The 22,386-nt window shown below is 45.9% G+C and carries 19 protein-coding genes and 1 other RNA gene; 13 read left to right on the top strand and 7 right to left on the bottom strand.

What is annotated here, in order from left to right; all coding sequences use genetic code 11:
- Window positions 1-25 precede the first annotated feature (25 nt).
- From FXV75_RS08625 to hisI, 4 genes are all read right to left on the bottom strand, one after another.
- Entirely contained in the window at window positions 26-211 is a 186-nt protein-coding gene (locus tag FXV75_RS08625; protein ID WP_262368499.1) for a CPXCG motif-containing cysteine-rich protein, read from the bottom strand.
- 229 nt (window positions 212-440) lie between these two features.
- Window positions 441-1,715, bottom strand: a complete 1,275-nt coding sequence (locus FXV75_RS08620; protein ID WP_148832537.1) for a hypothetical protein — start codon at window positions 1,713-1,715, stop codon at window positions 441-443.
- Window positions 1,716-1,744: 29 nt separating this feature from the next.
- Complete coding sequence (locus tag FXV75_RS08615; protein WP_148832535.1) at window positions 1,745-2,512, bottom strand: class II glutamine amidotransferase; 768 nt, start codon at window positions 2,510-2,512, stop codon at window positions 1,745-1,747.
- A 75-nt stretch (window positions 2,513-2,587) separates the two neighbouring features.
- Window positions 2,588-3,004: a phosphoribosyl-AMP cyclohydrolase gene (hisI, locus tag FXV75_RS08610; RefSeq protein WP_148832533.1), complete on the bottom strand. Its 417-nt coding sequence runs from the start codon at window positions 3,002-3,004 to the stop codon at window positions 2,588-2,590.
- Between the two features lie 206 nt (window positions 3,005-3,210).
- Between hisI and ffs the strand changes: the two genes are divergently transcribed.
- The 7 genes from ffs (at window position 3,211) to FXV75_RS08575 (ending at window position 11,899) form a co-directional block, all read left to right on the top strand.
- Window positions 3,211-3,307, top strand: an RNA gene (gene ffs / locus FXV75_RS08605) — signal recognition particle sRNA small type.
- Between the two features lie 746 nt (window positions 3,308-4,053).
- A complete protein-coding gene (locus FXV75_RS16425; protein WP_222863114.1) occupies window positions 4,054-4,317 on the top strand; it encodes a hypothetical protein in 264 nt (87 codons plus the stop codon).
- A 70-nt stretch (window positions 4,318-4,387) separates the two neighbouring features.
- The gene (locus FXV75_RS08595; RefSeq protein ID WP_148832529.1) at window positions 4,388-5,767 is read left to right on the top strand and encodes a TolC family protein; all 1,380 of its coding nucleotides are present in this window, start codon (window positions 4,388-4,390) and stop codon (window positions 5,765-5,767) included.
- Window positions 5,764-7,317 carry an efflux RND transporter periplasmic adaptor subunit gene (locus tag FXV75_RS08590; RefSeq protein WP_148832527.1) on the top strand — a complete coding sequence of 518 codons (1,554 nt, stop codon included), beginning with the start codon at window positions 5,764-5,766 and terminating at the stop codon, window positions 7,315-7,317. Before FXV75_RS08595 ends, FXV75_RS08590 begins: the two co-directional genes overlap by 4 nt.
- A 9-nt stretch (window positions 7,318-7,326) precedes the next feature.
- A complete protein-coding gene (locus FXV75_RS08585) occupies window positions 7,327-10,446 on the top strand; it encodes an efflux RND transporter permease subunit (protein ID WP_148832525.1) in 3,120 nt (1,039 codons plus the stop codon).
- 130 nt (window positions 10,447-10,576) lie between these two features.
- Window positions 10,577-10,924: a copper resistance protein CopC gene (locus tag FXV75_RS08580; RefSeq protein WP_067014165.1), complete on the top strand. Its 348-nt coding sequence runs from the start codon at window positions 10,577-10,579 to the stop codon at window positions 10,922-10,924.
- Window positions 10,925-11,005: 81 nt separating this feature from the next.
- The gene (locus FXV75_RS08575; RefSeq protein WP_148832523.1) at window positions 11,006-11,899 is read left to right on the top strand and encodes a copper resistance D family protein; all 894 of its coding nucleotides are present in this window, start codon (window positions 11,006-11,008) and stop codon (window positions 11,897-11,899) included.
- Window positions 11,900-12,367: 468 nt separating this feature from the next.
- On the opposite strand, the gene FXV75_RS08570 is transcribed toward FXV75_RS08575, so the two are convergent.
- The 3 genes from FXV75_RS08570 to FXV75_RS08560 all read right to left on the bottom strand — a co-directional run bounded on the left by FXV75_RS08570 (window position 12,368) and on the right by FXV75_RS08560 (window position 14,841).
- Entirely contained in the window at window positions 12,368-12,736 is a 369-nt protein-coding gene (locus FXV75_RS08570) for a methionine-R-sulfoxide reductase (protein WP_148832521.1), read from the bottom strand.
- A gap of 202 nt (window positions 12,737-12,938) precedes the next feature.
- The gene (locus FXV75_RS08565; protein ID WP_148832519.1) at window positions 12,939-14,042 is read right to left on the bottom strand and encodes an ABC transporter ATP-binding protein; all 1,104 of its coding nucleotides are present in this window, start codon (window positions 14,040-14,042) and stop codon (window positions 12,939-12,941) included.
- Window positions 14,043-14,058: 16 nt separating this feature from the next.
- Window positions 14,059-14,841: an IclR family transcriptional regulator gene (locus tag FXV75_RS08560; protein WP_148832517.1), complete on the bottom strand. Its 783-nt coding sequence runs from the start codon at window positions 14,839-14,841 to the stop codon at window positions 14,059-14,061.
- A 183-nt stretch (window positions 14,842-15,024) separates the two neighbouring features.
- Between FXV75_RS08560 and FXV75_RS08555 the strand changes: the two genes are divergently transcribed.
- From FXV75_RS08555 to FXV75_RS08530, 6 genes are read left to right on the top strand one after another with little or no spacing between them, the layout of a single operon-like run.
- Window positions 15,025-15,900 carry a carbohydrate ABC transporter permease gene (locus FXV75_RS08555; protein ID WP_148832515.1) on the top strand — a complete coding sequence of 292 codons (876 nt, stop codon included), beginning with the start codon at window positions 15,025-15,027 and terminating at the stop codon, window positions 15,898-15,900.
- Entirely contained in the window at window positions 15,900-16,751 is an 852-nt protein-coding gene (locus tag FXV75_RS08550; RefSeq protein ID WP_148832512.1) for a carbohydrate ABC transporter permease, read from the top strand. Before FXV75_RS08555 ends, FXV75_RS08550 begins: the two co-directional genes overlap by 1 nt.
- Before the next feature lie 2 nt (window positions 16,752-16,753).
- Entirely contained in the window at window positions 16,754-18,901 is a 2,148-nt protein-coding gene (locus FXV75_RS08545) for an alpha-galactosidase (RefSeq protein WP_262368498.1), read from the top strand.
- Complete coding sequence (locus FXV75_RS08540; RefSeq protein WP_148832510.1) at window positions 18,902-20,638, top strand: IlvD/Edd family dehydratase; 1,737 nt, start codon at window positions 18,902-18,904, stop codon at window positions 20,636-20,638.
- A complete protein-coding gene (locus FXV75_RS08535) occupies window positions 20,638-21,411 on the top strand; it encodes an SDR family NAD(P)-dependent oxidoreductase (RefSeq protein ID WP_148832509.1) in 774 nt (257 codons plus the stop codon). Before FXV75_RS08540 ends, FXV75_RS08535 begins: the two co-directional genes overlap by 1 nt.
- Window positions 21,411-22,385, top strand: a complete 975-nt coding sequence (locus tag FXV75_RS08530; RefSeq protein WP_148832507.1) for a 2-dehydro-3-deoxygalactonokinase — start codon at window positions 21,411-21,413, stop codon at window positions 22,383-22,385. Before FXV75_RS08535 ends, FXV75_RS08530 begins: the two co-directional genes overlap by 1 nt.
- Window position 22,386 lies beyond the last annotated feature (1 nt).

The following is a 22,386-nucleotide window of genomic DNA, read 5'->3' as shown; positions in this document are numbered from 1 at the left end:
TGGTTGCCTGTAGCGAGGCCACCAATTAATAGGTTTCATTTTCTGACCGTACATAAACAGTCTGCGAGCCGTCAAAGGCAACATCAATGGTAAATACAATAGGCCGACAGCAGACTTGGCAATCTTCTATGTATTCTTGGCTATCTTCGAGCATTTCTATGATAACTTCTATACTTTCGCCACAATACGGACAAGAAATATCTTTTTCCATGAGTTGACTCATTAAACACCTCTTTATTATGACTGGTTAGTCCTTGCTTTAATGTCGAATGTTATACGATTTTTGTTTGTATGTTCAGGCGTTTTAGTGTTTTTGGCCTTATTATTCATTTCATTCGTGATGTAAAGAGGGCCTCGTCCAAGAAAGCCATGTCGCTCCGTGCTGAGGTAAGTGGCTTTGAGTGTACGTATTTCAATACAAAATCATAGTCTGTGCATTCTTACCAATAGAAACCATTCACTAAAGAGCAAAGCAGCCACATAAATACAGCATAAGACGCGCTGTTTGAAACGATGGTTTTGGTGGGTATCTGATAGCGACTGGTCATTAGTAATCCCAGACCAGTAAGCCCGCTACTGCCGGCGGAAATGGCCCAAGCGCTAAGAAACAGGAAGCCGAGCTGGGTAGGGTCAGGGTCAAGGGGGAGCAACATGGGGCTGGCTATGGCCACGCTAACCACAGGATGCACCCCAACAAGGCCCAATAAGATCATAGTGGCGAGTGTGATAGAGAATAGCGCAGGGTTAAAAGTGAAATTGTTTAAATTAAACCACTCAGGGTAACTGAGAATAAGCGCACTGACGCCGTTTGAAAAAATACCGGCGGCCAAAAACAAAGCAAATTGGCTGCCGATTTGTGGCAGCTTATGATCAACGAAATGTCGTAAGCTGGTTAGCCGTGACGGTGTGCGCATGAGCAATATTGTGGCACAAGGCGCTAGCACGCAAATAAGTATTAAAATACTGACTTCTGGCCAGATAAAGTGAAAAAGGATCACGGATAAAGCCAGAAATAAGGGAATAAAAAGACTTTCCCGACGAATAGGGTAGCCCTTGAATTCGTTTTCAGCTCGCTTATTGGTATGTCTATACGCATCGATTGTCGAAAAAATAATAGCAACGACCCCCATGGCAAGACCAGGGATCAGTGTTTTTTGCCATTGCATGCCGGGCGCATAAATCAGTGCTATTCCGGTAGCAACAAAAAACGGTGACCACCAAGCGGCCGCTGCGAAGTTGCGCGTCAGAATAAATTGCTGTGTTGAGGTTAATGGCCGTGAGCCTTTCATGCGATCTGCAAACACCATGATAACAGACAGATTGATCACTGCGCCTAGCACTTGAACGCCAATGGCTGTGTTGAAAATAGCACTGAGCCCTTTTGGAAGTGGGCGTTTTTCATCTGTTGAATTGGTTAAATCCAAAAAAGACACGGCAACAAACATCGCCAGCATAGGAAGATTTACCGCGAATACTTGTTGCCACGACATCCACACGCCTTTTAACATTCCAAATAACAGCGCCAACAAACCGATTCCCATTAACCAAGTAACTTGACGTTTCGCGCTAGGAGCAAGTGTATGCCACATAGCGATGTTGGCTATCCATGCAAACAATGTCGGAAGCAAGACAGACATAACCTGAGCCACGGAGGCGAGGTAAAAAAGCAGGGTGCCAAGCACCAGCCAGCCGGTGTATTTTTTGATGGTATTCATTGGCTTAATGATCCTTACGCCATGAAAATTTAGCAGAATAAAGGTTGGATCGTGTGAGTGTGGTGTTTGATTTTGGCCATATGTCCTGCTGGCACCAAGGTCCAGCTGTCACTGCAATGGTCTAATGGTTCTGAGCCAATAACAATGTGCGAATCGAACTCTTTGTAATACAAACTAGGGGCTTGGGCGTCACTGGAAAAGCGCACTGCGATAATTTCTTCACCGTCCGAAAAAACAGAAGTAAATCGAAATGGCTCTATGATTTTTTTGTGTTTCATAATGGCAAGAATTTGAGCTAATGTGTTGGCAATGGCTCCCTCCGGGTCGGTTTCTAATCCGTTCGCAATCATCAATAAAAAGATCAGTTCAGAATCGGTTGCGCCGTGGCGCTCACTGTATAAATGCTCTGGTATTAATCGATCTAATTGCCAACGAAGGGCATCATAGCCGCCAATTTGACCGTTGTGCATGAACAGCCAATTTTTATAACTAAAAGGGTGGCAATTAGACCGGCTTGTTTCTGTGCCAGTAGACGCTCGGACATGAGCGAAAAACAACCCGCTTTTGATGTGTCTGGCGAGGCTCTTTAAGTTGCTGTCACTCCATGCGGGTAAGATTTCATGATACAGGCCAGGCTCTTCTCGTTCATCGTACCAGCCTAGACCAAAACCATCTGCGTTTACGGTCACTTCTGACTTTCTAGCGCTTAAACTTTGATGTATTAATGAATGCTCTTGTTCAAACAACAAAGACTCAAGGTAAACTGGATCCCCTTGATACGCCATCCAACGACACATGGTTTTCTCCTAATAAAATCTAATTTTGCTTTATAGTGACGCGATGCCTGGTAATCACGTCACCATTATTGATGGTTATATTGTGTCATCGATAGGGGCAGAGCGAACAACAACTTGGTCGTTTTCTACGGTAAAGAAAAAGCAATCGCGGCGGTTCGTATGGCAAGCGGGGCCTTTTTGATCGACTTGCATTAAAATGGCATCGCCATCACAGTCAAATGACATAGACACCAAGCTTTGTCGATGTCCTGAACTTTCCCCTTTGCGCCAATAGGTTTGGCGAGAGCGAGACCAATAACAGACTTGTCCCGTCGCTAAAGTTTCGCGAATTGATTTTTCATTCATATAAGCCAACATCAGCACTTCACCGGTGTCGTGCTGTTGAGCAATCGCTGCGATCAAACCATGGTCGTCTGCTTTTAAATGGTTAATCACCGTATCGAGTGATAATGCTTGGCCTTGGGCCAGATGTTCGTACTGTTTCAAGCTCACACTTTTGCCCCATTTTTTAATGACGCATTATCTTATCCCAAATGGATTTACTGATATAGCCATCAAAAGCGCTTTAAGGAGTGGAAAATCAAAAGAAGCACACTATTTTTTGAGTATTTAAAAATACGCAGGAAAGGCGGTTGATATTTCAACTTGGCTGCGTATAATTGTGCCCCAAGGTCAACAAGCCTCCTTTATGGTGTCTCTGCTGGTCCCCTCGCAACGATAAACCGTTAATCTGGTCAGATCCGGAAGGAAGCAGCCACAGCGGTCGACTCGTGTGCCGAGGTGCGGCTGGTAGAGATGCCACCTTTATTTTAGTATGTAAATTGAAGCATAAGCTGACAAATTTGAACCATAAATTGTCAAATTTGCAATATTTGCTGACATAACCTATTTGTAAGTTGTGATTTAATTACAACTTACAAATAGGTTATGTACAATCGTAATCTCCGCAAACCCAGTCCAAATAAAAATATTTACAAATTTGTAAGTAGGAAGAATCGTTCTACAGTAATGTGCGAGAGCGGTTTAGAATTTGATGCCTGTTTCCATCTTGAATTTTCCCCACTATTGTTTCCTTTGAGTCGCAACCTACCTGTATTGAGTATCAAGCTGACAATAAGGTTTGTCGATATACACCTGATTTCAAAATCGTTAAAAATACAGGTGAAATCGAATTTATTGAGATAATGGCCACAATGAGAATTCTTAATCGCAGTTTCCCTAGTAAAGCTTAGAAGGTCCATATTTCATTCCGCCTAAATAGCTACAAAAAATGATTCCCCACTTCAAGCCTTCCCTAAAATGAGGATCATCAAAATTTAAGTTTGAGTTGCTTTACGCTTTTTACTCACATATGATTTGTTATTGAGTAGCAGAGAGCTTTATAAATGCCTTCATTTGTTTTAAATAACATCAGTATATCAGCGAGTAAACACGGTTTCGTGTGTTTGTTGCTGTTTGTGCTATCGTTATTTTCGATGGCAATGGCTACGAACAGTATGATGTCATCTTCCTTGAATATGATGTCTATGGGAGCGCATACCATGTCTGATTTATCAGTTCATCATATGCCTTCTGAAGAAGTTTCCTCTTGTGCCTCAACCTCAGCGGATGAATGTTCCAGTCTGACATCAGAGCATAATCACCAAAATTGTATGGACAATCATTGCAGTAGCTTTTCAGGCTTACTGGTCAGCTATCATTCTGATTCCGACAATATTTCTTCTGTTCACACGACTCTGTCGTCTGAATTCTACGTTTCTACCCACCCAAATACGCCTTATTTCCCCCCTATAGTCATTTCTTAAATTCGCAGTTTCACTCATCGCTTTAATGTGCGTTGAGATTTTATGAATTTAAAAATGAGTAGTCGAGCCAATGGCCAAAAACAAATTTTTGGCATTCTGTCATGTATTACAGAGTGTCTATTGCCGTCGATTTTTAATCGGTAAAACGAATCGTATTGCCTCCGTTTTCTTATTGTCGTTGCTGCCACTTGTTGCGAGCGCAGAAGTGTTAAGCCTGCAACAAGCGGTGGAAAAAGCCGTCTCCCAAGATGACTGGTTGATTTCCAGCCAGCAGAAAGAGAATGCCATTCGCGCCTTAAGCCAAGGCATGACGGCGTCGCCGGATCCAAAAATCAATGTTGGTTTATTGAATATGCCAACTGACAGTTTTGATTTTAACCAAGAAGCGATGACACAATTTAACGTGTCGGTATCGCAGATGTTTCCAGCTGGCGATACCTTACGTTTAACAGGGGAAAAGTACGCCGCGCAAGGCGATCAAATGCCCTTGATGCGAGATAATCGTCGCGCAATGCTGGCGATGGAAGTGTCAAATCTTTGGCTAACGGCCTACAGCTACGAAGAAAGTATCAAACTCGTTAAGCAAAATAGAACCTTGTTCGAACAACTTCATGAGGTAGTGGAAAGTAGTTATAGCTCGGCGTACGGGCGAGCCAAACAGCAAGATTTAGTGCGCTCTGAACTGGAGTTGATTAAGTTAGATCATCGCCTTACGCAGCTTAGCCAAGCGAAAGAAAATGCACTGAAAAAATTATCCCAATATATTCTTCCGACAATGGCTGATCAGAACACAGCTGATCAAGATATCACCCTGAAAACAACGGGTGAACCCATTATGGTAACCCCGTCTAATATCCTTTCATCGAATTCATTGGCATTGGCGGCTCGCCTGAGCCTGCATCCTTTGGTTCGCATTGTCGATGTTCAATCCAATACCGCGCAGATAGATAAAGCGATTGCCGAGCAAAAGTACAAACCAGAATGGGGCGTTACGTTGGGTTACGGTTATCGCGGTGATGACCTAAGTGGTAAAGATCGAGCCGATCTGGCGTCGATTGCGGTGAGTGTCAGCGTGCCAATCTTTTCATCTAGTCGACAGGATGCTCAGGTGAAAGCCGCATCCTTACAAGTTGAGTCTTTTCTTTCTGAAAAGCAGCTGGTGCTGAATGAACTCATGGCGAAATACCGTGTTCTGACATCTGATATTACTCTGCTAGATCAACGAATCCGTCTTTATCAAACAAAGTTACTTCCTAGTTACAGAGAAAGCGCACAAGCCATGTTGAATGCTTATACCAGCAATGATGGTGTTTTTTCGGATGTGGTTCAGGCGCGTATCGCGACATTGAATGCGCATATTGAATTGTTGAATATTCGCATTGAGCGTTTTAAGCGCTTGGCAGAATTGAATTATGTGATGGCACAAGATGAAGAGGTGAAACTCAAATGAAAGTAATCGGGTATATCGGTGTATTTGTACTAGGTGGCGTTCTTTCGGCTACGGGTTATCACTTTGGTCTTCAAGCATTTAATGCCATGAACGGGGAAATGAATGCTGGTGCATCAGTCACGAAAGGTGAAAAAGCGCCTTTATATTGGGTGGCGCCAATGGACCCAAATTACCGTCGTGACAAGCCGGGTCAATCTCCTATGGGAATGGATTTGATTCCTTTTTATGGTGATGATCAAGGTTCCAATAATCAGGGTGCTGGTACTGTGAGTATCTCGCCTGAAGTCGTTAATAACCTTGGCGTGCGAACCGGAAAAGTGTTTGAAGGCGTACTGAAACCAGACATTCGTACAGTGGGCTATTTGGCCTACAACGAAGACAAGATTGTTCATATTCACCCTCGTGTCGAAGGTTGGATTGAAAAGAGCTTTATTAAATTCAATGGTGATTCAGTTGAAAAAGGTCAGCCTTTGTTCGATCTGTATTCACCAACCTTGGTGAATGCGCAGGAAGAATTTGTCTTTGCGTTAGCGCGCAAAGACCAGCGCATGATCAACGCGGGTGAAGAAAGACTAAAAGCTCTGCAAGTGTCGAGCAGTTTTATCCAATCGTTAAAGACAAAGCGCAAAGTGTCTCAAACAGTGCGATTTTTTGCGCCACAAAGCGGTGTGATTGACAACCTTGGAATTCAAGATGGTTTCTACATTAAGCCAGGCACAACCTTGATGTCGATCGCGGATCTGAGTGAGGTGTGGTTGGATGCCGAAGTGTTTGAACGCCAAGCGCATCTTGTCGCGGTGGGTCAACCGGTTGAGGCTGTTATGGATTTCCTACCGGGGAAAACCTTTGCCAGTAACGTGGATTTTATTTATCCGACTCTAAATGCCAAAAACCGCACTTTGCGTGTTCGCATTCGTTTAGACAACCCTGAGCAACTCCTGAAGCCAGATATGTTTGCCCATATTCGTATTGAAACCACGGACCCAGGTAAAAAACGATTGATTGCAAAAGAAGCTCTAATTCGCGGCGGCAAGCAAAATCGCGTGGTACTGGCATTGGGTGAAGGGCGTTATAAATCGATTGCAGTTGAAACCGGCGCGTTCGGCGATGACTACGTGGAAATTTTAGATGGCTTGGTGTTGGGTGATGAGGTCGTGACATCGGCGCAGTTTTTGTTGGACTCTGAATCCAGCAAAAGCTCGGATTTCAAACGCATGAATATAGACAGTGAGCAGACGTCAATGCCTGCCAGTGGCACTGAAATGACTAACACGTCAATGTCTGGCAATGAAATGTCAGTAGCAGAACCTGCTAACAATGTTTGGGTAGCCGCACGCATTAATCGTATTGATGCGACAACGCGGATGGTGAATGTGAATCATGATGCTATTACTGATTGGAAATGGCCAAAGATGACGATGGACTTTGAGTTAGCTGATTGGTTGACGCTGGATGAATTGCCAATTGGTAGAGATATTCAGCTTGAGATTACGCGGGAAAGCAGTGTGAAATTCATGGTCACTGACTATTTTGACGCTGACACGGAGTAGGGGAATATCATGATTGAAGCGATCATTCGTTGGTCCATAAACAACCGATTCATGGTGTTATTGGCTACTTTTATTTTAGTGGGCGCTGGCTTGTATTCGTTAAAAAATACGCCTGTTGATGCCATTCCTGATTTGTCTGATGTACAAGTTATCATTAAAACCAGCTATCCAGGACAAGCGCCACAAGTTGTGGAAGATCAAGTTACGTACCCGTTGACCACGGCGATGTTGTCTGTGCCCGGTGCTCAAACTGTGCGCGGTTATTCGTTCTTTGGGGATTCGTATGTCTACGTGATTTTTGATGAAGATACCGATATGTACTGGGCGAGAAGCCGAGTATTGGAGTATTTAAGTCAGGTTGCGCCATCCCTGCCCAGTAACGCAAGAGCGCAATTGGGGCCAGACGCAACGGGGGTCGGCTGGGTATATTTGTACGCCTTGGTCGATAAAACCGGCCAAAACGACTTGAGTCAATTGCGTTCACTGCAAGACTGGTTCTTGAAGTATGAATTACAAACCGTGCCTGGTGTATCGGAAGTGGCGCCCATTGGCGGCATGGTGAAGCAATATCAAGTAAGTGTGAATCCAGATAAATTGCGCGCGTTAAACATGCCATTGAGCCACATTCAAAATGCTATAAAACGCGGCAATCAGGAAGTCGGCGCGTCGGTCATTGAAATGGCTGAAGCTGAATACATGGTTCGAGCGTCTGGTTATATACAGAGCGTCGAAGATATTGAAATGATTCCGCTTGGCGTCAGTGAAAGTGGCACACCGTTGACGATCAAAGATGTGGCAGACGTTGGTATTGGCCCACAAATGCGTCGAGGGTTAGCAGATCTCAATGGTGAAGGCGAAACTGTCGGCGGCGTGGTGGTGATGCGTTTTGGTGAAAACGCACAGAAAACCATCGAAGGCGTAAAAGCGAAATTGGAAACCTTGAAATCCAGCTTGCCAAAAGGCGTTGAGGTGGTGACGGTTTATGATCGTTCTGGTTTGATTGATCGTGCCGTGGAGAATTTATGGACCAAACTGCTGGAAGAGTTCCTTGTGGTTGCGTTGGTTTGTATGGTGTTTCTTTTTCATGTGCGTTCCTCTTTGGTGGCCATCATCAGTCTGCCTGTCGGTATTTTGACCGCCTTCATCGTCATGCATTTGCAGGGTATTAATGCCAATATCATGTCGCTTGGCGGTATTGCGATTGCCATTGGCGCCATGATTGATGGTGCAATCGTGATGATAGAAAATCTCCATAAGCATATGGAAAAAGTCGAAATGACCAAGGAGAACCGTTGGCAGGTAGTGACCGCCGCGGCTACCGAAGTCGGCCCCGCGTTATTCTTTAGTCTGCTTATTATCACCGTCAGTTTCGTGCCTGTGTTTACCTTGGAATCCCAAGAAGGACGGATGTTTGGCCCGTTGGCCTATACCAAAACCTATGCCATGGCCGCATCGGCGGCATTAGCCATCACTCTGGTACCTGTTTTGATGGGGTACTTTGTGCGAGGTAAAGTCTTGCCTGAGCATAAAAACCCCGTTAATCGGGCTTTGATCGCGGTGTATATGCCAGCGCTGAAAGCCGTGTTGAGTTTTCCGAAAACCACCATTTTGGTGGCGATTGCTATATTTGCCATTGGTATGTGGCCGTTAAATAAGTTGGGCAGTGAGTTTATTCCTAACCTAGACGAAGGTGATTTGATGTACATGCCAACTGCCTATCCGGGGATCTCCATCGGACAAGCACGTCAGGTATTGCAGCAAACGAATAAATTAATTGCGACCTTGCCAGAAGTGAAAACTGTCTTTGGGAAGGTTGGCCGCGCGGAAACCGCGACAGACCCAGCACCTTTGACGATGATCGAAACCTTTATTCAACTCAAGCCTCATTCTGAATGGCGAGACGGTATGACCAGCGACAAGATCAAGCAAGAGCTGGATCAGCTGGTCAAGATCCCTGGCATTACTAACGCTTGGGTAATGCCGATCAAAACACGAATCGATATGCTGGCAACGGGCATCAAAACCCCTGTGGGTATAAAGGTTGCAGGTCCTGATCTAAAAGTGATTCAAGATATTGGTTTGCAGCTAGAGAAAATCTTGAAACCAGTTGAAGGCACGGCATCGGTGTATTCTGAGCGTGTGGCCGGTGGTCGTTACGTCAATATAGACATTAATCGCGCGAAGGCATCGCGTTATGGGCTGAACATTCAAGATGTTCAAGAGCTTATCTCTTCGGCGGTGGGTGGCATGAATGTCACTAATACTATTGAGGGTCTTGAGCGCTATCCCATTAATGTTCGCTATCCACAAGAATATCGTGATTCACCAGAGCAACTAGCCCTTTTGCCAATCGTGACTCCGAATGGTTTACAAATTGCTTTGGGGGATATTGCTGATGTGTATGTGGAAGAAGGTCCGCCAGGATTAAAAAGTGAAAACGCGCGTTTAAACGGTTGGACCTTTGTGGACATTGAAGGTGTAGATATTGGTCGTTATGTCGAAAACGCACAAAAAATCGTAGCAGATCAAGTGCAATTACCAGCAGGTTATTCGTTAAATTGGTCTGGTCAATATGAGTATATGCAACGGGCAAAAGAAAAGCTGACTTATGTAGTGCCGCTTACATTGGCCATCATTATTGTCCTCTTGTATATCAACTTCCGTAATTTCTACGAGGTGGCGATCATTATGGGCACCTTGCCATTTGCTATGGTGGGTAGTATCTGGCTGATGTATTTGTCTGGCTTCAATTTCTCGGTTGCTGTGGGGGTTGGCTTCATTGCGCTGGCTGGCGTGGCCGTGGAAATCGGCGTCATTATGCTGATGTATTTGAATCAAGCTTGGGTAGAGACACAAAAAAAATGCGCTGAAAAAGGCGTCTTACCTCGCGCGGACACGCTTTACCATGCGGTGCTTCATGGCTCTGGTATGCGAGTTCGTCCGGTGATGATGACGGCGGTATCCATCATTATCGGCTTGTTGCCAATTTTATATGGTACTGGAACGGGATCGGAGGTGATGAGTCGAATCGCTGCACCTATGGTTGGCGGTATGGTGAGCGCGGTCGTACTGACGTTATTAGTGTTGCCTGCGGTGTATTTTCTATGGAAAAAATCTTCATTGAAATGAGTGTTTGTTTCAATCGATGTAAAACGCGGTTTTTCAGAGCCGCACAAAATGCTGGTACAGGTGGGCTCCTCTTTGTGCCAGTGCAAACCAATATTAAGCTCAAAGCAATTAAACTTTAAAGGATCATAGTATGAACAAAATCAAATTAGCGCTTTCTGTATTCGCAATGACAGCTGCTGTAAACGTATATGCACACGGCATGATGACCATGACATACCCCAAAGACGGTGCCATGCTAATGGCTCAAGCAGAACGAGTAGAGCTAAATTTCCAGAACCCTATGAAAGTTGTAAGTCTCAAGGTAGTAGGATCTAAAGGTAAGCCCGTGTCGGTTCGGTTTAATCGTGACGGTGCAACAACGAAAAATTTTCAAACTATGTTACCAATGTTGGCGCCGGACAGTTATACAGTTCATTGGAAAGCAATGGGCGAAGATGGACACATGATGAAAGGCTCTTATGGTTTTATGCAGCATTAATTTGAACATTTAAACTGTTTAGTTCAACTGGCTAATTAGATTATATCTTTTAGGCTTTTCATTTTATAAAAAAGGGGCTGTATGATGTTAACGAACTGGGAAATCGCGCAATTATTGACACGTTGGTTATTGTATTTTGGTATATCAAGCGTTGTAGGTGGGCTATTTGCATTTTGTTTGTTGCGTCATCAGTCTGCTTTATTGAGTAGTATAAAAAGGTACGTACGAGGAGGTGCGTTGATTGGTTTAGCGGCGACAATAGCTTATTTTTTTATCCTCGTTGGTGGGGCGATGGAAGAGGGTCTATCGCTCATGTTTGACCCTATGATGGTCTCTATCTATTGGGATTCGCCTGCGGGCAGTACCTTAATCGCTAATGTGATTGGTTATTGCTTGGTGATCATAGCGTCATTTACCCTTGGGTCGGATCGTGCCTTCAGTCTGTGGCCATTTTCACGCCTTGCATTAATGGTCGCTTCCTTGGGCATAGCCAGTTTGATTTATTCGTTTTCATTCACGGGTCATGCGACAGAGCAAGCTTGGTATTATCAAATTATATTCTTTGCTCATATTTTAATCGCTGCTTGGTGGTTAGGGCTTTTGTTTCCTTTGTGGTTAGTCATACGAAGTGCAACGGCAGAAGAGTCAAACAAGGTGTTGGAGCATTTCGGTAAACTTGCTGCCTACGCGGTGTTGGTTTTGATTGTGTGTGGTGCATGGATGAGTTTCATATTAACAGGGTGGCAGGGCTTGTTTTCGACAGATTATGGCTTTTGGTTACTGGTGAAGCTTGCTCTGGTCGTGGCAATTCTAGTGATGGCGGCCTATCACAAGTTGCATCTTGTACCGTTAATATTAGAGCGCGGCAATACAACGCTTATACAAAAATCTATTTTAATGGAAAAAATGATCGCTTCTTCAATCTTGGTGGTCACAGCGATATTTACAACGTTTGTTGGCCCTCCAATGCATTGATTGAATTTCTATTATTAAGGTACGGACATTTACACTTCAGGATTAAAAATTGCAGTATTCCGATAATAAAATCTTAGTTGAAGCTGAATGATGCAATGTAATAAAATTACCACATGGAAAATATAATAGAATTTGGAATTATAAATAATTGTCACCTTATGGCTCAATAATTTGTCAACTTATGCTTCAAAAAGCTGCGTAACTCATTGATGTTTTGCTAGCCAATTTGTCATTTTATGCTTCAATCAACATAGTAACCACGTATCATTTTTATTTCTCTCTCTTATTTCATTTCTTACATGCGACTTGTTACCACAAGCCACTGCTTTTTCTGATGTCCTTTTTTTGTGTTTTGAAGACTCTAATGTTTGCCAGGGGTTGTTGTCGCTATGGCTGGCATAAGGTGGGTGAGTATGTGACCCTCAGAACATATCAGCAATAATAGGCATCTATGTTCTGAGCGTAGGATTAGTTGTTGCTTTTGAACATCATGGATATGGAGTTAACACAGTGGCGGATATTGTTTTCCGTTAGTCTTTCTCCTTCAAACACATGGCCAAGATGGCCTTCGCAGTTCGCGCAAACGATCTCGACACGACGGCCATCTGCATCTGGAACGCGCTTTACTGCACCTTCGATTTCATCATCAAAACTTGGCCAGCCGCAGTGCGATAAGAACTTATGTTCCGATGTGTAGAGGGGGGTATCACATTGTTTGCATAGGTAAACGCCACCTTCCATCGTGTCTGTGTATTCACCGGTAAAAGGACGTTCTGTGCCTTTATCAATAATAACGTGAGCTTCGATTGAGCTTAGCTTGTTATAGGTTTTATTCATATTAATGATCTCTCTTATATCTCTATGATAGGACACAGTTAACATAAATTATGGCATGCCTTAACGTGCAACACTAAGACAATATAACAGGTTTAATGTTCCGGTGTTAAACGAGCGTTTTAATGCAGTGTTGTTTTGAAGGCGATTATAAACATGCAAAGAGAGCACTCGGCACAAAGAGCTTTGTGTCGAGTGCTGTGGTTTATCGCGCTGGTACTGGGCGGGTAACGAGCGCTTGGCCGTTTTGGTTAAAGAGGTAACAGTCTTCTTTTTTGATGCCGACGGTGATGGTTTCACCGTTTCGAGTGAGGTTGGCGCCGCTGACTTCAATGGTTAATTTATGCCCTTTAAATTGCCCGTAAAGGTAAGTAAGCCCACCAAGGTGTTCGGCCACATCAATATCGATGAGCAAGGTTACATCTGCGTCTTGGGTGATTTCTTTAACGTGTTCAGGCCGTATGCCTAGCTTGATGGTTTCATTCACCGATATTTTAGAACCATCCACTTTGATGATTAACGTTTGACCAGCAATCTCTATAATCGCCATGTCTTGGCGATCTATGCTAATGACTTTACCATCGAGAAAATTCATTTTTGGTGAGCCAATAAAGCCCGCCACAAATTCATTGGCTGGGTTGTGGTAAAGCTCGAGTGGCGATCCCACTTGCTCAACGTTACCGGCGCGCAATACGACGATTTTATCGGCTAAGGTCATGGCTTCAACTTGGTCGTGCGTCACGTAAACCATGGTGGCTTTGAGTTTATTGTGCAGCTGAGCGATTTGAATCCGCATGTCGACACGCAGCTCAGCGTCTAGGTTCGACAGCGGTTCGTCAAACAAGAAAACTTCTGGTTGACGAACAATGGCCCGACCAATGGCAACGCGCTGACGCTGGCCGCCAGACAGTTGTTTTGGTTTACGGTCGAGCAGTTCGTTGAGTTGTAAAATATTGGCCGCATTGGACACTTGTTCCTTGATTTTTTCAGGAGCGACGCCGTTCATGCGCAAACCGAAGCTCATGTTTTCTTCGACGGTCATATGAGGGTAGAGCGCATACGATTGGAATACCATGGCCACACCGCGATCGGCGGGTGCAACGTTATTCATGTTTACGTCATTGATCTCTAGTTTTCCGTCAGTAATGTCTTCAAGCCCTGCGATTAAACGCAGTAGTGTGGACTTACCGCAACCTGATGGACCCACAAAGACCACAAATTCTCCGTCTTTTAGATCCAGATCGACGCCATGAATGGTTTCAATGTCGTTAAATCGTTTGATGACGTTTGTTAGTTTTATCGTCGCCATAATGGACTTTCCTATGCTAGTTAGAGGCCATGGCCCCCATTCGGATGGATACTATCTGGCAGGCGTCTTTGACCAGTGCTTGAAAGTGTTGGAAGCGTGCGTCGTCTACGCGAAATTTGGGTGCTGTAATACTCAGCGCTGCAATAGGTTCATTTCTGTGGTTCAGGATAACGGAAGCGGCACACTGAATGCCTTCTTCGTGCTCTTCTAAATCCAAGGATATTTTGCTTTCACGAATCTTAATTAGCTCGTTGCGAAGCATGGTTTCATTTACTAAGGTGGTGGCGGTGTGTTGAGTGAAGCTTTGTTCTTGAATGGCTTTGGTAAGCTGCTCTTCACTGAGAAACGCTAACATGGCTTTGCCGACACCGGTACAGTAAGCAGGGCCTTTTTTGCCAACAGCCGAAAACAGCCGCAAGCTTTTTTGGCTTTCCATTTTGTCGATGTAGATTACTTCCCCACGATCCAGAACCGCAAGGTGAATGGTTTCGCCAGTTTCGCTCCACAGATGTTTCATTTGATCCGCGGCAATATCACGCACATCGATTTTTGACCAAGCCTGGTGGGCCAGTTCTAATAACCCGTAACCTGGATGATACAGTTGTGTGGTGTCGTCAAATCGAATCAAACCTTTTTCGGTAAGAGACGTTAATGTGCGATGCGCGGTGGCTTTGGGTAGGTCTGTTTTGTCCACTAGCTCCGCAAATCGAAGTGGGTAGGGAGTTTTGCAAACTTCTTGTAAAAGACTAAGGGCTTTATCCAGTGATGAGCCTCCGCTCTTCGTGTTTGTCTCTGTCATACGTTGTCCTGATGTTTTAAAGGGCAATTTTATCGAATTGACCTGTCTGAAAAAATGTTCTCAAATGAGTATTGCAAAAAACGGAACTTTATTCCATTATTTTATTAAGCGAATTATTTGGCAGTGTTCAGGTAACCAGTAGGGCAATAAATTAACCAATAAAAAATAAGAGGTGTGTGCGCCATGCAGAAACTGCATAGCAGACAACAACAATGGATGCCGGTTGTGTTTTTAGCGCCAGCCGTCATTATGTTTGTGGTCTACGTGATCTTTCCTATTCTCCAGAGTATCTGGCTGAGTTTTTACGAATGGGATGGCATTGGTGAAAAAACCTTTGTTGGACTGAGTAACTATTTTGAGCTGTTTGATGATTATCAGTTCTGGGTAGCCTTAAAAAACAACCTGTATTGGATGGTGTTTTTTATGTTGGCGCCGCCAATTGGTTTGGGAATTGCTTTGTTTCTGAATCAAAAAATGATGGGTATACGTCTTGTTAAATCCATGTTTTTCTTTCCTTTTGTTATTTCACAAGTGGTTGTTGGCTTAGTGTTTTCGTGGTTTTACGATCCTTCTTTTGGTCTTTTCAATAAAGCACTTGGCTTATTTGGTATGGAGCCAGTGGCCGTTTTGTCCGATGAAAATTGGGTGACATTCGGCATCATAGTCGCGGGACTTTGGCCGCAAATTGCCTATTGCATGATCTTGTACCTCACAGGGTTAAATAATCTCAATCCTGACCAAATCGAAGCGGCACGTTTGGATGGCGCGCATGGCTGGAAAATGTTGCGCCATGTGATTCTTCCTCAGCTAAAACCCGCCACATTCATTGCTATTGTGGTGACGGTGATTGGCGCGCTGCGTAGCTTTGACCTTGTGGCGACCATGACCAGTGGTGGGCCGTTTGGCTCGTCCAGTGTGCTGGCTTACTTCATGTATGAGCAGTCCATTTTTAATTATCGAGCCGGTTACGGTGCGGCAATAGCAACGGTGTTGTTCCTGATTATGGATATTTATATTGCCTACTTTTTGTGGCGCATGCTGAAGAGTGAGAAAGCCTAATGTTTCCAACACCTATCGAAAAAAGATCCTTACCTTTTAATTTAAGTTATCGCGTTGCCGTATGGATTTCGCTGTTCCTGTGGTTGCTGCCATTGTTGGCGGTTTTGCTAACCTCAGCACGGTCAACCGGCGACATTAACGCCGGTAATTACTGGGGCATTCCCTCTGAATGGATGCTGTTTGAAAACTACACCATGGTGTTCACCGAAACGCCAATGTTGCGCTATTTATTGAACTCTATTTTGATCACGGTACCGGCAGTCATTGGTGCGGTGGCCTTGTCTACCTTGGCGGGCTATGCGCTGGCCAAGTTCAAGTTTCGGGGTAATGTGGCTTTATTCGCGGCGTTTATCGCGGGAAATTTTGTGCCATTTCAAATCCTGATGATTCCGGTGCGTGATTTAACCATTGGCATGGGGTTATACGACACGGCGACGGGTTTGATCCTTTTCCATGTCGCGTTTCAAACAGGGTTTTGTACCTTGTTTATGCGCAACTTTATTGTGGGCTTGCCGGATGAATTGATCGAAGCGGCGCGCGTTGAAGGCGTGAGCGAATGGCAGATTTTCTGGCATGTTGTCTTGCCGTTGGTGCGTCCCGCTTTGGCGGCGTTGTCGGTGCTGATTTTTACTTTTATCTGGAATGATTACTTTTGGGCATTGGTGCTAGTACAGAGCGATGAAGTACGTCCTATCACCGCCGGCATTAGTGCATTAAAAGGTCAGTGGATAGCGTCTTGGCAGTTGATTGCAGCGGGCTCTATTGTCGCGGCATTGCCTCCGGTTATCTTGTTTTTCGCCATGCAACGACACTTTATTGCAGGCTTAACATTGGGTGCGACAAAAGGGTAATCATGATGGAAAATAATGTAGACATGAACTTTTACCGCCAAGATCAGCAGGGCAAAACCTTGGTCATTGCTTGTCCACAACAGGGTGCACCGGAGTTGGTTTTTTTTGGTGATGCATTGCCTGCGACAACCGATTTGGCGAGTCTGTATTTGTCGAAACAAATGGCCATTCCACAAGCCATGTTGGACAAGCCCGCGCCTATGTCTTTGATTCCCGAAGCGGGCCGAGGCTGGTTGCAATCGCCCGCGGTGGAAACCAGCGCAGAAGATCGCCCTGTGTGGTCGGCGTGTTGGACATTAATTGACGTAAATGAAACCCAAGCGGGATGGTCAATTCGCTTAGAAGACAATGTGGCTCAGCTTGCACTCACACTGGCTATTGGGTTGTTGTCATCGGGTGTGTTGCGACAACAATTAACCTTGACCAATCAAGGTCGGGGCGAGGTGACGGTTCAGCGCTTGGCGTGCACTTTGCCGGTGGCGAGTCATTATGTTGAACGCATGGGTTTTTATGGTCGTTGGTGCCAAGAATTTCAGCAAGAGCGCAGCGATTGGCAATCGACTTGGTTGCAAGAAAATCGTAACGGCCGTAATTCTCACGCGAACTTTCCTGCGGTAATTGTCGGCGAACAAGGTTTTGGCGAACAGCAAGGCGAGCTGATCGGCGCGCATTTAGGGTGGAGCGGCAATCACAGATTAAAAGCCGATTACACAGTAGAAGGTCATCGTTATTTGCAAGCGGAAGCCTTGTATTTGCCGGGCGAGATCGTTTTGGCGACGAATGAAACCCTTTCTACACCAGAACTTTTATCCAGCCACAGCGCTTCTGGTTTGAACACCATGAGCCAACAATTCCATCAAGAAGCGCGTCAGCGTTTGCAGCTTACGAAACCACGTCCTGTGCATCTCAATACTTGGGAAGCATTCTATTTTGATCATGATATGACCCAACTGAAAGCCTTGGCAAAAGCCGCGGCAGACGTGGGCGTGGAGCGTTATATCCTCGATGATGGTTGGTTCCATGGTCGTGATCATGACAAAGCGGCGTTGGGCGATTGGTTTGTGGATGAAACAAAATACCCAGACGGTTTGATGCCGCTGATCCGTTACGTTAAAGACGATCTCGGTATGGAGTTTGGTTTGTGGTTTGAGCCTGAAATGGTCAATCCAGATTCCGATCTCTTTCGTGCTCACCCCGATTGGGCGTTGCAATTGCCTCAATACAACGCCGCGTTGGCGCGCAATCAGCTGGTATTGAATCTCGCCAAACCAGACGCTTATCAATACATTCGTGAACGTTTATTTACGCTGTTCACAGAGTATCCGATTGATTATGTGAAATGGGATATGAATCGAGATTACACTCAACCGAGTGGTGATATCGCCCCGCAAGCGCATGCTCAAGTAGGGGCTTTGTATCGGTTACTTGCTGAGATAAACCAAGCGTTTCCAGACATGGAAATCGAAAGCTGTTCGTCCGGCGGAGCACGGGTGGACTTTGGTATTTTGAATTACACCAAGCGTTTTTGGGCATCCGATTGCAACGACGCATTAGAGCGCCAGAGCATTCAGCGTGGGTTTAGTTATTTCTTTCCACCCGACGTTATGGGGTCGCACATTGGCCCAGATAAAAGCCATACCACCAGCCGAATTCACGATGTGGCATTTCGAGTGGGCACCGCCATGCTTGGGCATTTAGGCATCGAATGGAACTTGTTAGACGCCAATGCAGAGCAAAAAGCGACGATTGCGAATTGGTTGTCTCATTACAAACAGCATCGTGACATTTTGCATAAAGGCAATAATTGGCGTTTACCGAGCGCCGATGGCCGAGCACAAACCCAGTGGGCATTAAGTCAAGATGGCAGGCAAGGTTTGGCGGTTTACAGTCAGCTTGCCATGCCAAAACAAGCGCAAACGTTGCCGGTGCGTTTTCCCAATTTATTGCCTGAACAGCATTATCGAGTGGTGGTGTTGGAACACAGTCCATTGCCAGGCCACCTTATGAAAGCCTTACCGGCATGGTGGAAAAAGGACCTTATTTTGAACGGTGCGAGCTTGAGTCATGCGGGTCTCCAGTTGCCCATTTTAGACCCTGAATCCCTTATTTTATTAAGCATCCAAGCTGTGCCTTTGGCGGAGAATATCTGAATGAGCGACACAAATAATAAAGACAAAAAACCACTGCGCAGTCAGCAATGGTACGGAAAACTAGACAAAGACGGCTTTATTCATCGCAGTTGGATGAAAAACCAAGGCTTACCGGATCACAGCTTTGACGGTCGACCAATCATTGGTATTTGCAATTCATGGAGTGAATTGACGCCGTGTAATGCGCATCTTCGTGAATTAGCAGAATACGTCAAACGCGGTGTATGGGAAGCAGGCGGTGTGCCGCTTGAATTTCCTGTGATGTCCTTGGGGGAAACCCAAATGAAGCCAACCGCCATGTTGTTTCGTAACTTGATGAGTATGGACGTCGAAGAATCCATGCGCGCTTACGGCATGGACGGCGTTGTGTTACTAGGCGGTTGTGACAAAACCACACCGGCACAATTAATGGGCGCGTGTTCGGTCGATTTGCCAACCATCGTTGTGTCGTCTGGCCCTATGTTGAACGGTAAATATCGTGGCAAAGACATTGGTTCAGGCACAGATGTTTGGAAATTCAGTGAAGCCGTACGCGGCGGCAAAATGAGCCTAGACGAATTTATGCGCGCCGAATCGGGCATGTCTCGCTCGCGTGGAACCTGTATGACCATGGGCACCGCATCGACCATTGCGTGCCTAGTGGAAGCTTTAGGCATGTCGTTACCTGAAAATGGCACCTTGCCAGCGGTGGACGCACGGCGTCAGGCGTTGGCACACATGACGGGGGGGCGGATTGTCGAGATGGTCAAAGAAGACCTTAAACCGTCAGACATACTGACTAAATCCGCCTTTGAAAACGCCATTCGCGCCAATGCAGCAATCGGTGGTTCCACCAATGCGGTGGTGCATTTACTGGCGATTGCTGGTCGAGTTGGGGTGGATTTGACCCTAGACGATTGGGATCGAATCGGGGCGGACATTCCATGTTTGGTGGATTTGATGCCATCGGGTCGATTCCTCATGGAAGATTTCCATTACGCGGGTGGTTTCCCCGCCTTGATCCAGCGCTTGAGCCATCTGTTTGATATGTCGGCCAATACCGTTTGCAACGCGAGCTTGGGCGAAATCACCGAAGGCGCAGAATGTTTCAACGAAGAAGTGATTCGTCCGCTTGATAAACCGTTGCGGGCCAATGCTGGCATTGCGGTATTGCGCGGCAACTTGTCACCACAAGGGGCGATTATTAAACCAAGCGCGGCGACACCAGAATTGCTGCAACACACCGGCAAGGCTGTGGTGTTTGAAAACATCGAAGACTACAAAGCGCGCATCGATACGCCGGAATTGGACGTGGATAAAGACTCTATTTTGGTTTTAAAAGGCTGTGGCCCAAAAGGTTATCCGGGCATGCCAGAAGTGGGCAACATGGCTCTGCCAAGTAAGTTATTGGAACAAGGTATTACGGACATGGTTCGCATTAGTGATGCACGCATGAGCGGCACCGCATTTGGTACTGTCGTGCTGCATGTGGCGCCAGAATCCACCATGGGTGGGCCATTGGCGTTGGTACAACACGGTGATGAAATTACCCTTGATGTAGAAGGACGTGGTTTGCATTTGCACATCACGGACGAAGAAATGGCACGCCGTAAAGCCGCATGGCAACCAGAAAAAAGTGATTACCATCGCGGTTACGCAAAATTGTACATCGATCACGTAATGCAAGCTGATCAAGGAGCCGATTTGGATTTCCTCGTCGGCAGCAGTGGCTCGAAAGTGAGTCGGGAGTCTCATTAATGATAAATAATAAAAACAAGACGATGTATCCCAGCTTGGCCGGTCGACATGCGCTGGTAAGTGGAGGAGCGTCCGGCATTGGCGAAGCGCTGGTGCGAGCGTTGGCGCAACAAGGTTGTTTAGTGAGTTTTTTTGATATCGACCAAGCGGCAGGCGATGCGTTGGCAAAAGCGTTGAAAGCACAAGGTTACCAGGTGCATTTTGATCGGGTTGATTTGACGCAAATTGAAACGCTGAAAGACACCATTCATGGTCGAATGGCGGCGTGGGGAGCGATTCGAATTCTGGTGAATAACGCCGCGAATGATCATCGTCATACGCTACAAGAGCTGACATCGGAACAATTTGATCAATGTATGTCGGTGAATTTGAAGCATCATTTTTTTGCGGCGCAAGCGGTAGCGCCCGCCATGGCAGACGCGGGAGGCGGCAGCATTATCAACATGAGTTCCAATTCGTGGATGCTTGGGCTGGCGGGTTATCCGGGGTATGTCACCGCCAAAGCGGGTATCTCTGGTTTAACAAAAGGTTTGGCTCGTGAGTTGGGCGCGCAAAAAATTCGTGTCAATACGGTGTTGCCCGGTTGGGTGATGACCGAAAAGCAAAAACGCTTGTGGCTAACCCCAGACGCCGAAGCAGAATTAATGACGCAGCAGTCATTGAAAGAAAAAATTGAGCCAGAAGACGTAGCAGATTTGGTGCTGTTCTTAGGCGCAGAGGACAGCCGGATGATTTCTGGACAAAGTCTGGTGGTTGATGGAGGGCGCTTGTAATGACGTCATCAAATTCTGTTTCTCACTCTTTAAGCGGCAACGCGAGCTTTATCGCGGTGGATTGGGGAACCACCAATTTACGCGCCTTTCTGATGAATCAGCATGGTGATATTCAGGCGCAACGGGACAGTGATCAAGGCATGTTGAAGCTGGGCGCGTCGGAATTCGAGGCCGTATTAGCGGATTTATTGGACGACTGGCTAACCACTGATTTGCCGATTTACATGGCGGGCATGGTGGGCAGTCGTGGCGGTTGGCAAGAAGTGCCATATCAGCATTGTCCGATAAAACTCAGTGATTTATCCGAACACCTACATTGGTTAAAAACCGCTTTGCCTAATCCCATTGCGATTGTTCCCGGTTTGCAAGGTGAAGGTGTCGCGGGGTATCACGATGTGATGCGTGGTGAAGAGACGCAATTATTAGGCGCAATGGATTGGTTGGAAGCGCAAGGTCGCACCGAGGAAGCCCCTGTTTTTTGTTTGCCCGGAACACACTGCAAATGGGTGCAAATCCAAAACGGTCACGTGACGCAATTTTCGACTTCGATTACGGGCGAGTTGTTTGCGCGTCTCAACGATGAATCCAGTTTGGTCAAAGGGTTGCCTAAGTCCGACGTGTTAAACGAAGGCGCGTTTAATCAAGGTGTATTGGCCAGCCAACAAGGCGGAGGCATTTTGCATCATTTGTTTAGCGCTCGCAGTCGGTTTGTGTGCGGTGAATTGGCCGCTGATGAAGTGAGAGATTATTTGTCGGGCGTGGTGATTGGTCATGATGTGAATGACACTTTGCTGGCGTTCGAGGCGGCATCACTGAGCACGCCAGAAAGCCCGGTTGTTATTGTCGGAAGCAAAGCATTGAGCGCGCGTTATGCGTTGGCGCTGGCTTCTCGTCAGCTTAAATCTGAGTTTTTAGACGCCAGCGAGGCGAGTATTCGCGGCTTAAAACGTTTGGCGAAAAAAGGAGCGAAATGAA

This window comes from Marinomonas sp. IMCC 4694 (genome assembly GCF_008122525.1).
In the GTDB taxonomy this organism is placed as follows: domain Bacteria; phylum Pseudomonadota; class Gammaproteobacteria; order Pseudomonadales; family Marinomonadaceae; genus Marinomonas.
The sequence above is the reverse complement of the archived record's forward strand: the minus strand, read 5'-3'. Positions and strand labels throughout refer to the sequence as shown.